The following is a 16,575-nucleotide window of genomic DNA, read 5'->3' on the forward strand; positions in this document are numbered from 1 at the left end:
TTTATCCGCGAAGTGCTTCAAAAACACAACTGTTCTTTTTCTCTTAGGACGTATGCGGACGGATTGACGAGGTTTAGAATTTTGTTCGAGTAGTATCGGACTTACAGGCTTGACCGGACGGAATGATAATAAGTAACTGTAATAAAATATAGATAAACCTACATTTATGATTGAAAATATGACTACTGAACTGACTATGCTCGGAACAGGTAATGCTACCGTTACAAAATGTTATAACACCTGTTTCACGATTAAGACCGGAAAGAACATCTTACTGGTCGACGCCGGAGGTGGCAACGGTATATTGGGACAGTTGGAGAAAGCGGGAATCGCGATAAGCGAGATACATGATATGTTTGTGACACATGCTCATACCGACCATATATTGGGGGCTGTCTGGATGGTCCGTATCGTTATGCAGAAAATGCTGTCCGGACAATATACGGGCACTTTCCGGGTGTATGGACATGATAAGGTGTTGGAAGTGCTGGATTGGATCTGCCGGAAATTGCTGCCGGCAAAGATCGTCGCATTGATCGGGAGCGCAGTCGAGTTTCGTGAGGTGAAGGATGGAGAGACCTTTGAAGCCGGAGGTTTATGCCTGCAATGTTTCGATATCGCATCCACCAAAGAAAAACAGTTCGGATTTCGAACGCAGCTGCCGGACGGACAGTCGTTTGTCTGTCTGGGAGACGAACCTTATAATGTGATAAACCGCTCTTATGTGGAAAATGCGGACTGGCTTTTATGCGAAGCCTTTTGCTTGTATGAGGATCGGGAAGTTTTCCAACCTTATAAGAAGCACCACAGTACGGCATTGGACGCCGGGAGATTGGCTGCGGAATTGGGAGTGAAGAATTTGGTCTTATATCACACCGAAGACCGTAACTTGGATACCCGCAAGCAATCTTATATGCGTGAAGCTGCACAAGCATTCTCCGGAACCGTTTATGTACCGGACGATTTGGAAAGGATTAACATTTGAATAAACACCGGTCGATAGTTGTTCCGAGTGTGGCTGATATTATGCCGGATCTCTGTCGTACGGATTTATATGATTCGCTTTTTGTATAAATAAAAAAAGAGGACCGAAGTCCTCTTTTTAATTATTGCGTTATATTTTATTTTGCAGCAGCATTGATAGCATCCAGAATCTTTTTGGAATTAGCATCGGCTGCGTTCAAAGCGACTGCCTGTTCCAGATAACCTTTTGCTTTTGCCATTTGAGCATCTGCTTTTTTCTTTTCAGCAGCGTATTTGTCTGGATCGGATGTTGCGATCGGGTTGGCATCGGCCAGAATTTTTGCACCTGCATTGTAGAACATAACGCCAAGGCTGTACAGAGCATTGCCTTTATATTTGGCGTTACTTACAACTAATACGTCTTTGAACAGTTCTTCTGCTTCTTCTGTCTTACCTGCTTTCTGGGCTGCTTGTCCTTTCTTCATGCAATAAGCATACAGAAGTTTTTCGAGGTTTGCGTTTTGGGCATTTGCTTTCAGACCTGCTTCAACAGTTGCTGTAAAATCAGCAGCTTTGTCCTGACTACGCAAAGACATCGCTTTGCCTACATAGGCGTCGTCCGCTTTATAGCCCTTTTGAATGGCCATGTCGTAGAACTTGATGGCATCGTCATACTTTTTGGCATTGTAAGCTGCAAATGCACAGTTAAAGATACGGCTTTCATCTTCATAGTTTGTAAGTTTCAAGTATTCGCTGTACTTTGCTACAACTTCGGGATAGTTTTTTGCAGTCATGGCTGCGTCTCCTTCTTCACGCAGTTTGTCTGCGTTCGCATCTTGTGCGAATAAATTGCCTACACTCAGGCAAAAAGCCAGTAATAAGATAATTTTCTTCATGGTGATTAAATGTAATATTTAAATTAGTTCGACTAAGGTAGTAAGTGTAATGTAAGAGACAAAAGGATTTTATGTTTTTTTAGATTTATAAAGAAAACAAAGGCGACCTTCAGAGCCGCCTTTGTTTTGATCTTACAGGATAGGATTATAAACCTTGCCCGTGGCAATTCTTATATTTCTTACCGCTTCCGCAAGGACAGGGGTCGTTGCGACCTACGCGTTTTTCGGCGCGAACTGGTTCCTGGCGCGGTTGTTGCTGGGCACGTTCTTCCGGATTGTTGTTACCGGAGATATCGGTCTTCTCAGTACGATATTTGCTCATGTCCTGGTGGCGCTCGGCTTCAGCTCTTTGGATAGCGATACGCTGACGGGCAGCCTCTTCCATAGCTGCTTGACGGGCAGCCATAGCCTGCTTTTCTTCTTCGGTCGGTTCTTCGCGAACAGGGATCTGCCCGCGCATCAGGACGGCAGCAGTCTTACGGTTCATCATATCCACCATGTTCTTGAACAGGTTGTAAGACTCTAACTTGTAGATCAACAGGGGATCTTTATTTTCGTAACTGGCGTTTTGTACCGAGTGACGCAGTTCGTCCATTTCACGCAAATGTTCTTTCCAAGCTTCATCGATAGTATGCAGGACGATCGATTTTTGGAATGCTTTCGTGATAGCTTTGCTTTCTGTTTCGTAAGCTTCTTTCAAGTTGCAGGAAACATTATACATACGTTTACCGTCCGTAATAGGGATCATGATGTTTTCATACATCGCACCCTGATGTTCGTAAACTTGTTTGATCACCGGATTGGCAACCTGAGTCATACGTTCCATGCGGCGTTTGAACAGCTGCAACGCTTCATCGAACAGTTTATCGGCCAGCTTGTCGGCTTTGCCGTTCTTGAATTCTTCTTCCGTGAACGGACATTCCATTGCGAAAGTCTTGAACAGTTCCAGCTTGAAACCTTCGTAGTCACCATCGGCATGCTGGTCGACGATTGCAACGGATGTATCATAAATTGTATTTAATACGTCCAGACCGATACGTTCTCCCATCAGAGCATGACGACGGCGGGTATAGATTACGTTACGTTGCGAGTTCATCACATCGTCATATTCCAACAGACGTTTACGAATACCGAAGTTGTTTTCTTCCACCTTCTTCTGAGCACGTTCAACAGATTTGCTCAGCATGCTGTGTTCCAACACTTCACCTTCCTTGAACCCTAATTTGTCCATCAATCCGGCTATCTTTTCAGATGCGAACAGACGCATCAAATCGTCTTCCAGAGAAACAAAGAATACGGAAGAACCCGGGTCGCCCTGACGTCCGGCACGACCACGTAACTGACGGTCTACACGGCGGCTTTCGTGACGTTCCGTACCGATGATGGCTAAACCGCCGGCTGCTTTTACTTCCTGCGATAGCTTGATGTCGGTACCACGACCGGCCATGTTGGTGGCGATCGTCACCGTACTGCTCTGTCCGGCAGTCGCTACGATTTCAGCTTCTTTCTGGTGCAATTTCGCGTTCAGGACGTTATGTTTGATCTTACGCATAGTAAGCATACGGCTCAACAATTCGGAGATTTCGACGGATGTCGTACCGACCAGTACCGGACGTCCTGCTTCGGTCAACCGGACGATCTCTTCGATTACGGCGTTATATTTTTCGCGTTTCGTCTTGTAGATGCGGTCGTTCATGTCGTTACGGGCGATCGGGCGGTTTGTCGGGATTACGACAACATCCAGTTTGTAGATATCCCAGAATTCACCGGCTTCCGTTTCTGCCGTACCGGTCATACCTGACAGCTTGTGATACATGCGGAAGTAGTTCTGCAGGGTGATTGTTGCAAATGTCTGTGTTGCAGCTTCCACTTTCACACGTTCTTTTGCCTCGATAGCCTGATGCAGACCGTCGGAGTAGCGGCGTCCGTCCATGATACGGCCCGTTTGTTCGTCGACGATCATGACCTTGTTGTCCATCACGACATATTCGTCGTCTTTCTCGAACAAAGTGTAAGCCTTCAACAACTGGTTGATCGTATGTACGCGTTCGCTCTTGACGGAATAGTTGGCTAGCAATTCGTCTTTCTTAGCCTGTTTTTCTTCTTCGTTTTGGATATGTTCCAGTTCGGAAAGCTGGGAGGTGATATCCGGCAATACGAAGAATGTCGGATCATCGGTCTTGCCGGTCAGCAAGTCGATACCTTTATCGGTCAATTCGATACTGTTATTTTTTTCGTCGATCACGAAGTACAGTTCGTCTGTCGCTTCATGCATGTGACGCATGTTTTCTGACATGAAATATTCTTCCGTCTTCAACATCTGGGCTTTTACGCCTTGTTCGCTCAGGAATTTGATCAGTGCCTTGTTGCGCGGATATCCTTTGAAGGAACGGTACAGTTGGATAGAACCTTCTTCCACCTCTTTCTGATCGCTGCTTGCCATTTTCTTCTTGGCTTCGATCAGCATCTTGGAACAAAGGTCTTTCTGTGCGTTTACGACTACTTCCACGTTCGGACGGAACTGTTCGAACAGCTGCTCTTCGCCGCGAGGGATCGGACCGGAAATAATCAACGGTGTACGGGCATCGTCGATCAACACGGAGTCGACCTCATCGACGATGGCGTAGTTGTGTTTGCGCTGTACCAGGTCGTTCGGGCTGATCGCCATATTGTCACGCAGATAGTCGAAACCGAATTCGTTGTTCGTACCGAATGTGATGTCGGCATTGTAAGCGGCACGGCGGGCATCAGAGTTCGGCTGGTGCTTGTCGATACAGTCTACCGACAGTCCGTGGAACATATATAACGGGCCCATCCATTCCGAGTCACGTTTTGACAGGTAGTCGTTCACGGTTACTACGTGTACACCGTTGCGGGTCAATGCGTTCAAGAATACCGGCAGAGTAGCCACCAATGTTTTACCTTCACCGGTCGCCATTTCGGCAATCTTGCCTTTGTGCAGTACGACACCACCGAACAACTGTACGTCGTAGTGGACCATATCCCAGGTGATTTCGTTGCCACCTGCTACCCAATGGTTGTGATAGATGGCCTTGTCGCCGTTGATTTCCACAAAGTCGTATTTGGTAGCCAGGTTACGGTCGAAGTCATTTGCCGTTACTTCGATCGTTTCGTTTTCAGAAAAACGGCGAGCCGTATCTTTCATGATAGAAAAGACTTCTGGAAGTACCTCTTCCAGTACCACTTCCATCTTTTCAGTGATATTCTTTTCGATCTTGTCAACTTCTGCCCAGATCGCTTCACGTTCTTCCAGTTCCTTGTTGTCGATGCCTTTGCGCAGTTCTTCCACTTTAGCGCGTTCATCGGCTACGTAATCCTGGATACGTTGTTTGATTTCATCAGTTTTTGCACGAAGCTCGTCATTCGAGAGCTTTTGGATTGACGGATATACGGCCTTGATCTTGTCCACATACGGGGTGATTTCTTTCAGGTCACGCTGCGACTTATTGCCGAACAGCTTCGTCATAAATTCATTAAATCCCATAACTTATTAAATTGACAATTGACAATTGACAATTGACAATGCAATTGACGATTTCAATTGGATGGTTACTAATTTTATTTGTTTGTATTTGTCAATGGATATTTATTTAGATGGAATTGCCAATTGTCCATTGCCAATTGTCAATTCTCTAAGTGGTAGACTGAGGGACGCATTGGGTGGCCTGATCCTCAGCACATGGGTTACCGTTGGGGCTACCTCTGTGGCTTTTACTTCGCGGTAGATATGTTCCGGCTTGATACCGTTGCCCATAAATACCAACGGGGTTATAACTGCGTTATTTCGTATTACTTTTACTTTCGCTTTCGGATCGTCGTTGTTGATGGTCCATCCGGGCTGTAACTCGATGATCAGGTCGCCACGGCTTGAAAGGTGGGTGCCGTGCAGGTATTTGGAAGTCTTTTCATTCCAGTTGCCCGTACGAAGGACATTCTCGGTTGCAACGAATTGCACGCCGCTGAATTCGCGCAAGAATTCGGCCGCCTTTTCCTGTATGACCGTCAGTTCCAGCTTCGCGTCTTCTATCGCTTTGCGGTTCAGATAGATATGGTTGTTATAGAATCCTTTTACCCAATTCGTATGTTGGCCGTAGATCGCCATCAAGTACATATTGAGTAAGGCGACGCAACGTTTCGGATGGAATTCGCCATTTGTCAGCTGCATGCCGTCAGGATATTCTTCTTCACTCTTATAATATCCTGAACCGGTAAAGACGATCAGCGTGTTGTTCAGTCCGACCTTCTTGTCGATCTTGTCCAACAACTGCTCCAGATCCTTGTCCAACTGATAATAGGTGTCTTGTATCTCGCGGGTGTATTCCTTATGCATATTGCCGCGATAATTGCCTGCATAATAAGTGATGGCAAGCATATCCGGACAGGAACGTGTACCGAAAGCCCCGTATTCGAGGAACTGAAGCGCCAAGCGATTGATTTCCTTATTGATAAAAGGGGATGTCTTCAAGTTGAAGAAACACTCGTTTGTATTTTCCTTGAATGTGTATTTGAAAGGAATTTCATCTAACACGTACGGAAATGCATTGAACTTATCCAGTGACAGGGAGGGAGTCCAAGTCATCTGCTCCAAACGTGCCGACAGAGATTCCGGGCCGTTGTTGTAGCGGTCCACATACCAAGGAAGCCCTTTATAGTAGGTCGTTGTTGCCCATTTGCCGTTGTAATCGTCCATCCAGAAAGCACCGTTTGCCGCATGTCCGGCAGAAAGGATCGCACTTTCGGGGTTGGGAGCAATGGCATATACGTCACTTCTGCCTTTGGAAGCGATTTTCAGTTCGTCTCCGATTGTGGAGCTGATCAGTTTCCGGGGAGAATAATGCTCTTTCGTATAATTGCCGATATAGTCCGGGTCATATAAGACCGAAACTTCCTTTTCCTTGTCAAAATCGTAGATATTCTTTCCCGCTATTCCATTGAAGTTAGGATTGCTTCCGGTGAATAGGGTGGCAAAGGCACTGGCTTCATCTATGTCTGAGAATTCGAACCGTATGTTGTTATACACCAGTCCTTCATTCATCAACCGCTTGAAACCACGCTCGCCGAATGTATTATAAAAGTATTCTATGTAATCACCCCGCAATTGGTCGACTGTGATGCACACGACCAATTTGGGAGTGCTTTGTTGAGCCTCCAGGTTGGTTGCTGCCAGAATTGCGATGAGCGATGTTAATATTTTTCGTACCCGATGTTCCATATTTTTCTGTAAACGCCATATCCCGAACGGAGCCAAAGGCTCATTACCAACGGGATAAATGCTGTATTTAAATGCTGCGGAATGAAATGCCAGCCAGCCAGCATCAGCGTAAGCGCCGCAAAGTTAATAAAATGATAATAATATGCGGCCTTTCTTAACTTTTTTACTGTAAACAAAATAACAGCTGCTAAGTCAAAAGGTTGTAACCAGATAATATTCCAGTTCGGGCAAACGCATGGATGTGTCGAAACGAAACTTAGGAAAAACAGTACGATTCCTGCTATTCCAGCTGTGAAAAACAAGATGCAATCAACAATCCTGAAATAGGATTTATGTCGCCATTCAACGAATGTGACAGCCAGCACAACCAGGAAAAAGGCCCAACAGCAGACAAGCGGCGTAAAGAAGCCCGTATCCGGTTTTACGTCATCGGTGAGTCCGTTTATCAATGTTTTGGTTGAACTTACCAATTCCTTCCGAGAACCGTCTGCACCGGTAATGGTTGCCGTACCGAACGCTTCTTTCAGGTAGGGCGGTAGGAACATCATTTCATGGGGAGTCGCGATCCGGTCGGTCGGACTGCCAAGTGCCAGGTCACATCCGAACGTAAGCCAGGGTTTGTTACGCGTACAGTAGTTGATGAGATCGCGGAACGTCTGCTGCTTGAACGGTATGTTATAATCTATTTTTCCACCTGCCAGCTTCTCGATAATGGCAGCGGGTCTCGTCGCACAATTGTCGAAAAAGAAATTATAACGGTATACGCGGTTTTCCGGCCGGTTATTGATCATCAACGCTTCCCATATCCGTGCTTTTCCTGCGGAATCGATATCCAGGATTTGTTCGGTGACTTCGCTTCCCCGCATCTCATATTCGATTAGGAAGTCGCGTGTATATTGCGCTGCCAGTCTGTAATCGGTTTCTCCTTTTGCAAACCGATAGATGAAGTTGGGCTTCGAGAAGTCGAATATCCCGTAATTAAATACGGTATCGAGTTTTTTCGATGCATCTCTTACCCGCAAAGCTGTATGTCCGTAGACCGTGTACACTTCGTCTTCCGATGGCGAAACTGTCAATAGGCTGATCTCGGCATCTTTGCTGAGCAACGGGTATTGCGCCTGAAGCGAGACGGCGGTAAAGAGTAGAAAGAGTAGGAATATATTTTTTTTCATAAACAGAAAGTTATGTGTATGCTGAATTGAATTGCCATTGCTTCTAATTATTAAACTACAAATATACGACAGGCCGGAGGAAAATGTATTGGGAATGTAGATTATTTTAAGAAAAGACAGACATTACAGCGTAAGAGCCATTTTGTAAATCCTTCTATCACTCTATCACTGCGAAGGTTATAGTTATTGATATTCAATCGTTAGAGGCTGTGATACAGGACGTTTTCCTCTATCACTCCTCTATCACTTCTGAAACATATGGAATTTATTATATAATTGATAGCTAATATGTTACCTTCTTTTGCTTTTGAGAAAACATATAAAATAATCGAATAAACAAATGTAAAAACGAATATAATAGGTATTAAATAGGTGAAATACGGTTCTTCATCTCACAAAAGCCCTCTCTTTTTTTAGCAAAGACAAGCACATAATTCCGTAAACACCCCCGTGTTGCCATCCTTTACACCCGGATGTACCGGCCCTCTACACCCGGGTGTAAAGGATGGCAACATGGGGGTGTCTGGCAACTAAAGTACCATGCCGGACAATAAAAACCATCCGGTTTTACCTATTTTATAGCCGTTTTTGCAGAAAATAATAGAGTGATTTGCAGGGGTGGGAAACGGGATTTCCGAATTTTGGTGCGGTTGCCCTGGAAGTTCTTTTATATGCTGTGTTAATTTCTTATATTTGTGAACGATTTGGCATGTCTAAGAATGAATACACAAATAAAATCTATTATTCCTAAAATGAACATCATGAAAAAAATCTCGTTAGCCTTAGCGCTCTGCTGTGCTTCTTTCTATAGCATGGCTGATCAATTGCCGCTTGGGGGATTTAGTTACGGACCGGTGGAAGCGCCGACCGGTAAAGAGTGGGAGTCGCCTGAGAACCTGGCTCTGAACAAAGAACAACCGCATGCTTATATTTTCCCTTTCCAGGATGTGGAAAGCGCTCGTAAGGTATTACCGGAAAACAGTAAATTTTGGCAGTCTTTGGATGGAGACTGGAAGTTCAATTGGGCGCCTGATCCCGATTCACGGCCGAAAGACTTCTATAAGACGGAGTTTGATGTATCCGGCTGGGATAATATCCCGGTTCCTTCCAGTTGGAATATTTATGGAGTCCAGAAAGACGGTAGCCTGAAATATGGAGTTCCGATCTATGTGAACCAGCCGGTAATCTTCCAGCATAAAGTGGCGGTCGATGACTGGCGCGGAGGTGTGATGCGTATTCCGCCAGCAAACTGGACGACTTACAAGCACCGGAATGAAGTCGGTTCTTTCCGTCGTAATTTCGAGATACCGCAGGATTGGGACGGACGCGAAGTTTTTATCAGTTTCGATGGAGTCGATTCTTTCTTCTATCTCTGGATCAACGGTCAATATGTCGGTTTTTCCAAAAACTCCCGCAATACGGCTAATTTCAACATCACTCCTTACCTCCGTAAAGGGACGAATGTGGTGGCCGCCGAAGTATATCGCAGTTCCGACGGTTCTTTTCTGGAAGCGCAGGATATGTTCCGCCTGCCGGGTATCTTCCGGACGGTCGCTCTGTATTCGGTTCCGAAAGTGTATGTGCGCGATTTGGTGGCGATTCCGGATTTGGATGTGACTTATATGGATGGTTCGCTGGCAATCTCGGCCGATGTATGCAACTTGGATAAAAAGGTTGCGAAGGAATATAAATTGGAATATGCGTTGTATGCCAATGAGTTGTATTCGGATGAAAACGTCAAAGTGGAAAATGTGCTTGTTTCGGCAGCGGTGGATGTGGTAAATCCCGGACAGATACAGACCGCGAAAGCTGTCTTGAATGTAAAAGCTCCCCGGAAATGGTCGGCAGAGTTCCCTTATCGCTATACGCTGGTTGCAGAGTTGAAGAATGCTAAAGGGAAAGTGGTGGAGACAACCTCTACGATCGTCGGGTTCCGTAAGGTCGAGATCAAGGATACACCGGCTGAAGAAGATGAATTCGGGCTGGCGGGACGTTACTATTATATAAATGGTAAGACCGTCAAGCTGAAAGGCGTGAACCGTCATGAATCGAATCCGGCGGTCGGACATGCCATCACGCGCGATATGATGGAAAAAGAGGTGATGCTGATGAAACGTGCCAATATCAATCATGTGCGTAATTCGCATTATCCGGATGATCCTTACTGGTATTTCTTATGTAATAAATATGGTCTTTATCTGGAAGACGAAGCCAATATCGAGTCGCATGAATATTATTACGGGGCCGCCTCCCTTTCACATCCGGTAGAATGGAAAAAGGCGCATGTCGCACGTGTGATGGAGATGGTTCATGCTAATATCAACAACCCGTCTATCGTGATCTGGTCGTTGGGCAACGAGGCGGGACCTGGTGAAAACTTCGTGGCTGCTTATGATGCGTTGAAGCAGGTGGATAAATCCCGTCCCGTCCAATATGAACGTAATAATGATATAGTGGATATGGGGTCGAACCAGTATCCGTCTATTGGCTGGACGCGTGGTGCGGTGAAAGGTGATTATGATATCAAATACCCGTTCCATATTTCCGAATATGCTCATTCGATGGGGAACGCCTGCGGTAACCTGGTGGATTACTGGGAAGCGATAGAATCGACAAATTTTTTCTGTGGCGGTGCTATCTGGGATTGGGTGGACCAGTCGATGTATAACTATGATAAAAAGACCGGTAAGCGATATCTGGCATACGGTGGAGATTTCGGTGATACTCCGAATGACGGTCAGTTCGTGATGAATGGCATTGTGTTCGGTGATCTGGAACCGAAACCGCAGTATTATGAAGTGAAGAAAGTCTATCAGCATATTGGTGTGAAAGCGGTCGATGTCAGGAAGGGACTTTTTGAGATATTCAATAAATATTATTTTAAGGACCTTTCGGATTATGATATAAGATGGTCGCTTTATGAAGACGGAAAGGAGATTCGATTCGGTTTGGTTAATTCCGGAACGATTCCTGCCCGTGCTAAAGCACAAGTGTCAATACCTATGCCTTTTGACAAGTTGAAGAATGATTCCGAATATTTTGTAAAGGTGCAGTTCCTTCTTAAAGATGATATGCCGTGGGCTGAAAAAGGATTTGTGACGGCGGAGGAACAAATTTTGTTGCAGGAAGCTATGGCGCGTCCTTCCATCAGTGCCGTGACGGCTTCTGCCGGAAAGGTGAAGTTGGATAAATCGGATACTTCGATTAAAACGGTGAGTGGTGACGGTTTCGTTGCTAAGTTCGATATGGAGACGGGTACGATTTACAGCCTGGCCTACGGAGGCAAGACGATTATAACCGATGGAAACGGTCCGAAGCTCGATGCTTTGCGCGCTTTTACCAATAACGACAACTGGTTCTATTCGCAGTGGTTTGAACACGGCTTGCATAACCTGCAACATCGGGCAACGAATAGTACGGTTTTGGAAAGAAACGACGGTACGGTCGTCTTGGCTTTCACCGTCGAATCGCAGGCGCCGAACGGTGCTAAGATCAAAGGTGGAACCAGTACGGGAAAAAATAGTATAGAGGAACTGACAGATAGGAGATTCGGGGAAAATGATTTCAAGTTTACGACGAATCAAATCTGGACCGTTTATCCTGACGGGTCTGTCGAGTTGCAGTCGAGCATCACTTCTAACCGTCCGAGTCTGGTATTGCCACGCCTAGGATATGTAATGAAAGTCCCGCAGCAGTATGCAGACTTCACTTATTACGGACGTGGCCCGATCGATAACTATGCTGACCGCAAGAGCGGACAGTTTATCGAACAGCATAGGAATACGGTGGCTGGCGAGTTTGTGAATTTCCCGAAACCGCAAGATATGGGTAACCACGAGGATGTACGCTGGTGTGCCCTGACCGATCCGGATGGCGAGGGTGCTGTGTTTGTGGCTACCGACCGTTTGTCTGTATCGGCTCTTCAATATTCTGCATTGGATTTGATTCTGGCTTCTCATCCCTACCAGTTGCCGGTTGCAGGGGATACGTATCTGCATCTGGATGCGGCTGTGACCGGGTTGGGTGGTAACAGTTGCGGACAAGGCGGACCGTTGGAACAGGATCGCGTCTTTGCCGGACATCATGACATGGGCTTTATAATCCGTCCTGCCGGAAAAGATGTAACCGTTACGGCAAATGTTGCACCCGCCGGAGAAATGCCGTTGACAATCATGCGTAATCGCGCCGGGTCCGTTGAGCTCTCATCGGCTCGTAAAGACGCTGTGATTTGCTATACGACCGACGGGAAAGGAAAAGCGAAGGAATATTCGGAAGCCATACCATTCCGCAATGGTGGTACCGTAAAAGCCTGGTTTAAAGATAATCCGAAAATCAATGCAACGGCTTCTTTCAGCAAGATCGAGAGTATTCAGACGGAAGTGGTCTATACAAGCAGCGAAGAGTCCGGTTACGGAGATGCCAAGAACCTGACGGATGGTGATCCGAATACGATCTGGCATACGATGTTTTCCGTTACCGTTGCCAAATATCCGCATTGGGTGGATTTGGATGCAGGGGAAGTAAAACAGATTAAAGGTTTTTCATTCCTTCCCCGGCAGGACGGATCGAATGGTCATGTCAAGGATTATTCGATTAGTGTCAGCCTGGATGGTAAAAACTGGGGTGAACCGGTCTTGAAAGGTACTTTTGAAAATAACCAGAAGGAAAAGAAAGTGCTGTTCGATCAGCCGGTCAAAGCCCGCTATATCCGTTTTACAGCATTGAGCGAGCAGCGCGGACAGGATTTTGCATCGGGTGCTGAATTGGTGATTCTGGCTGATTAATTGAACTTTATATTATGTGATGGAACAGGAGAGGAAGTCATTCCTTTCCTGTTTTTTATACTTTGTGCCTTCGATATGTCTGTTATCTCATCATTTTTGTTTTTCTTTGCGGAAAAATTCAGACACGTGAATCTCATTATAGAACAAGGAAACACATCATCGAAAGTGGCTGTATACAATAAGAGGCATATGGAGGCTTCTTTTGTGTTTAAGAAATTCGACGTGGAGGTTGTCTCTTCTATCTTTAAGAAGTACCCGCTGACGAAAGGGATATTCTCGACAGTGATAGATAAAGATGACGAATTGGTTGAATACCTGGGAAGCAATCTTCGGAATTTTGTGTTTTTGGACGAAACGGTATCTCTTCCGATCAAGGTGCAATATAAAACGCCTAAAACGTTGGGTAAAGACCGGCTGGCTGCCGCTGTCGGGGCTAATTACCTGCAACCAGGAAAGGATTTGCTGGTGATAGATGCCGGAACAGCTATTACATATGAACTGATCGATGCTTCCGGTTCTTATTTAGGAGGGAATATTTCACCTGGAATGACAACCCGGTTCAGAGCATTGAACCTGTTTACGGAGAAATTGCCTTTGGTTGTCGAACAGGAATACATTCCTTTGGTCGGAACGGATACGGAAACAGCCATCCAGGCTGGAGTAGTAAATGGTATAGTGTGCGAGATGGATGGATATATCGAAATGCTTCGGCTAAAATATCCTAACCTTTTGGTTTTTTTAACAGGCGGTCATTCGTTTTATTTTGAAAGACGACTAAAAAACTCCATCTTTGCAGACATTAATTTAGTGTTGACAGGATTAAACAGAATCTTAGAGTATAATGTTGAAGATTAATAAAGTACTAATAACAAGCGTTCTTATATTCATGCTGTTGCCTTTGATGGCGCAAAACAATACAAACTCGCCCTATACCCGTTTCGGGTATGGTGATTTGGGAGAACGTTCGTTCGGCGCAGGTCGAGCCATGGGCGGTGTCGGTTACGGATTACGTTCGCCGAAACAAATAAATCCGATGAACCCGGCATCATACAGTTGCATGGACTCCCTGACATTTCTCTTTGATTTTGGTGTAGCCGGTCAGTTGTCGTGGTTTGATGACGGAAATGCCCGTCAGAACGATATCAACGGAAACGTGGAATATATTGCAATGCAGTTTCCGATTCATCGCCGGATAGCCTTGAGTTTCGGTTTGTTGCCTTATTCTTATGTCGGTTATAAGTTTGGTGCTTTGCGTAACGACGAAGGAGTTACATTTACGGAAACTTATAACGGCTCAGGCGGTTTGAGTGATTTCTATGGAGGTGTCTCTATTGATATCTGGAAAAAACGTTTAGCCGTGGGAGCCAATTTCGGTTTCCTGTTTGGGAATATCAAGCATGAACAAGTTGTAATCATGAGTGGTGAAGGAACAGGAGCATATAATACGAACCGTAATCAGGAATTGAGGGTGCGTGACCTGAAAATGGATTTCGGATTGCAGTACACACATCCGTTAAGCAAGACGGAGAGTGTGACGTTAGGTCTTGTTTTTTCTCCTAAAAAAAGTTTGCATGCAAAATCCTATCAATTGACTCAGTCTTATACATCTTCTGGTTCAGATGGAGAAGTGCTTCAGTCTGATACTATCAGCGGGAAAGCGTTTGCGTTGCCAAATTCGTATGGAGTGGGGCTTTCTTATGTGAAACAAAATAAATTAACGTTAGCAGCCGATTTTTCCTATGAGGATTGGGGAAAAATGCCTTACTTTGGGGAGAAAGATAATTTCAAGAATCGTTATCGGGTAGCGGTTGGTGGCGAATATATACCGGATTATATGCGCAAATCATATTTCAGTAGGATTCGTTATCGCGCAGGTGTTCATTATGGCAATTCTTATTTGCGTATGAACCGGACAGATGCCAATCCTTCCGGAGACGGTTATAACGAGATCGGAGCAAGCCTTGGTCTGGGATTGCCGTTAATTGATAACCGTTCGTTGATTAACATATCGTTTGAGTATGTGAAAAAGAAACCGGAAGTGAAGATGAACATGATTGATGAACAGTATTTTCGTTTTACAGTGAATTATACGTTCAATGAAGCATGGTTTATGAAATTTAAGGTTGATTAACTAAATAGCTAACTTTAATAGAAATAAATATGAAGATCAAAGTATTATTATTGGCTTTCGGATGCTCTATGATGTCGTTCGGAGCTTATGCACAAAAAGGTGTGGATACTGGTACTCCGTTCGGTTCTGGTGAAGATAGCGTACGTTGTATTACCAATATCAGCTTATTTGTCCCTTATGCCAAAGCAGGGAATTTCAAGGATGCTTATGAATTCTGGTATCAGGCTTATACCGAATGTCCGGGAGCTCATAAGGATATCTACTTGTATGGTGTGAGGATCATGGACTGGAAAATCAATACCGAGAAAGATCCGGCTAAGAAAGCTGCTCTTATCGATGATTTGATGAAGGTGTATGATACGCGTGTGAAATATTTCGGTAATGACCGAAAGTATGGAAAGGATTGGATTATTGCTCGTAAGGCTGCTGATTATATCCGCCTTAAGGGAGATAATGCAGACCCGAAAGTGTATTATGCTTGGTTGGGTGAAGTGATCAATGAGTTTGGTGAAAACTCTGAAGCAATGGGAGTATCTTTGTATATGATGGGGTCTCACCGTCAACTGTTGGCTGATCCTAATTTCAAAGAGACTTATTTGGAGGACTATTTGAAATGTTCAAAGATCATTGCAACTCAGTTAGCCGCAGCTCAAGCAGCAAATAATGAAAAGGAGATAAAGAACCTGACTACCTACAAGTCTGCCATTGATGGTGGTTTTGCAGGTAGTGGTGCTGCCGATTGTGAAACGTTGCAGAATATGTATGCTTCCAAAGTTGAAGCTGCAAAGGATGATTTGCCTGCGTTGAAAGAAATCGTATCTCTGTTGAGACGTGTTCGTTGTCAGGAAATCGATGCTTTTTATACAGCTGCAGGTTATGCCTATAAACTGGAACCGAGTGCAGATGCCGCTCTGGGTATTGCAAAACAGGCTGTAAAAGCTAAAGATTATGATAAGGCTATCCAGTATTTTGAAGAAGCAGCCAATATGGAAACAGATGCAGTTTCAAAGGCTGAAGACTATTATCTGATCGGTGTACTGTTGTTCGAACAGAACAATATGTCAAAAGCAAGACAATATTGTCAGAAAGCAATTGAAACCAATCCTGATTACGGTGCGCCGTATATACTGATTGGCAATATGTATGCTAAATCTGCAAAATCTATCTATCCGAATGATGCCGTTTTGGCCAAAGCTGTTTACTATGCAGCTATCGATAAATTTGAAAAGGCAAGACAGGTAGATCAGAATGTGGCAGAAGACGCTGGTAAATTGGCTAATACTTATCGTGCTCACCTTCCTTCTACGGAAGAAGTTTTCATGCATCCGGATCTGGAAAAAGGAAAAGCTTTCAAAATCGGGGGATGGATTGGTGAGACTGTCACAATCAGATAATT

At 44.9% G+C, this 16,575-nt stretch carries 9 protein-coding genes; 5 read left to right on the top strand and 4 right to left on the bottom strand.

All coding sequences use genetic code 11. The features are described from left to right. Positions 1–166: 166 nt before the first annotated feature. A complete protein-coding gene (locus BHV83_RS02770) occupies positions 167–985 on the top strand; it encodes an MBL fold metallo-hydrolase (protein ID WP_005651037.1) in 819 nt (272 codons plus the stop codon). A 136-nt stretch (positions 986–1,121) separates the two neighbouring features. Here the strand turns inward: BHV83_RS02770 and BHV83_RS02775 are convergent, their stop codons facing one another. The 4 genes from BHV83_RS02775 to BHV83_RS02790 all read right to left on the bottom strand — a co-directional run bounded on the left by BHV83_RS02775 (position 1,122) and on the right by BHV83_RS02790 (position 8,264). Further along, complete coding sequence (locus tag BHV83_RS02775) at positions 1,122–1,859, bottom strand: tetratricopeptide repeat protein (RefSeq protein WP_005636339.1); 738 nt, start codon at positions 1,857–1,859, stop codon at positions 1,122–1,124. Between the two features lie 145 nt (positions 1,860–2,004). Then, complete coding sequence (gene secA, locus BHV83_RS02780; protein WP_005636340.1) at positions 2,005–5,364, bottom strand: preprotein translocase subunit SecA; 3,360 nt, start codon at positions 5,362–5,364, stop codon at positions 2,005–2,007. Positions 5,365–5,466: 102 nt separating this feature from the next. Beyond that, positions 5,467–7,092 carry an alkaline phosphatase family protein gene (locus BHV83_RS02785; RefSeq protein ID WP_119215468.1) on the bottom strand — a complete coding sequence of 542 codons (1,626 nt, stop codon included), beginning with the start codon at positions 7,090–7,092 and terminating at the stop codon, positions 5,467–5,469. Further along, on the bottom strand, positions 7,065–8,264 hold the full coding sequence (locus tag BHV83_RS02790) for a lipoprotein N-acyltransferase Lnb domain-containing protein (RefSeq protein WP_005646511.1): 1,200 nt from the start codon (positions 8,262–8,264) through the stop codon (positions 7,065–7,067). The genes BHV83_RS02785 and BHV83_RS02790 overlap by 28 nt, the downstream gene beginning before the upstream one ends. 761 nt (positions 8,265–9,025) lie before the next feature. On the opposite strand from BHV83_RS02790, the gene BHV83_RS02795 reads away from it, so the two are divergent. From BHV83_RS02795 to BHV83_RS02810, 4 genes are all read left to right on the top strand, one after another. Further along, positions 9,026–13,048 (top strand): glycoside hydrolase family 2 TIM barrel-domain containing protein, encoded by a 4,023-nt coding sequence (locus tag BHV83_RS02795; RefSeq protein ID WP_286756127.1) that lies wholly within the window; start codon positions 9,026–9,028, stop codon positions 13,046–13,048. 75 nt (positions 13,049–13,123) lie between these two features. Beyond that, positions 13,124–13,903, top strand: a complete 780-nt coding sequence (locus BHV83_RS02800) for a type III pantothenate kinase (protein WP_081446981.1) — start codon at positions 13,124–13,126, stop codon at positions 13,901–13,903. Beyond that, positions 13,890–15,179, top strand: a complete 1,290-nt coding sequence (bamG, locus tag BHV83_RS02805) for a BamG family beta-barrel-assembly machinery protein (protein ID WP_005636347.1) — start codon at positions 13,890–13,892, stop codon at positions 15,177–15,179. Before BHV83_RS02800 ends, bamG begins: the two co-directional genes overlap by 14 nt. A gap of 29 nt (positions 15,180–15,208) precedes the next feature. Further along, positions 15,209–16,573, top strand: a complete 1,365-nt coding sequence (locus tag BHV83_RS02810) for a tetratricopeptide repeat protein (protein WP_005636348.1) — start codon at positions 15,209–15,211, stop codon at positions 16,571–16,573. The last annotated feature ends 2 nt before the right edge of the window (positions 16,574–16,575 follow it).

This window comes from Parabacteroides sp. merdae-related_45_40 (genome assembly GCF_001915675.1).

Excerpts from the sequence above, each read along its gene's own strand:
- BHV83_RS02785 (WP_119215468.1), bottom strand. The coding sequence starts at position 7,092 with ATGGAACATCGGGTACGAAAAATATTAACATCGCTCATCGCAATTCTG.
- BHV83_RS02810 (WP_005636348.1), top strand. The coding sequence starts at position 15,209 with ATGAAGATCAAAGTATTATTATTGGCTTTCGGATGCTCTATGATGTCG.
- BHV83_RS02795 (WP_286756127.1), top strand. The coding sequence starts at position 9,026 with ATGAAAAAAATCTCGTTAGCCTTAGCGCTCTGCTGTGCTTCTTTCTAT.
- secA (WP_005636340.1), bottom strand. The coding sequence starts at position 5,364 with ATGGGATTTAATGAATTTATGACGAAGCTGTTCGGCAATAAGTCGCAG.
- BHV83_RS02770 (WP_005651037.1), top strand. The coding sequence starts at position 167 with ATGATTGAAAATATGACTACTGAACTGACTATGCTCGGAACAGGTAAT.
- BHV83_RS02790 (WP_005646511.1), bottom strand. The coding sequence starts at position 8,264 with ATGAAAAAAAATATATTCCTACTCTTTCTACTCTTTACCGCCGTCTCG.
- bamG (WP_005636347.1), top strand. The coding sequence starts at position 13,890 with ATGTTGAAGATTAATAAAGTACTAATAACAAGCGTTCTTATATTCATG.
- BHV83_RS02800 (WP_081446981.1), top strand. The coding sequence starts at position 13,124 with ATGTCTGTTATCTCATCATTTTTGTTTTTCTTTGCGGAAAAATTCAGA.
- BHV83_RS02775 (WP_005636339.1), bottom strand. The coding sequence starts at position 1,859 with ATGAAGAAAATTATCTTATTACTGGCTTTTTGCCTGAGTGTAGGCAAT.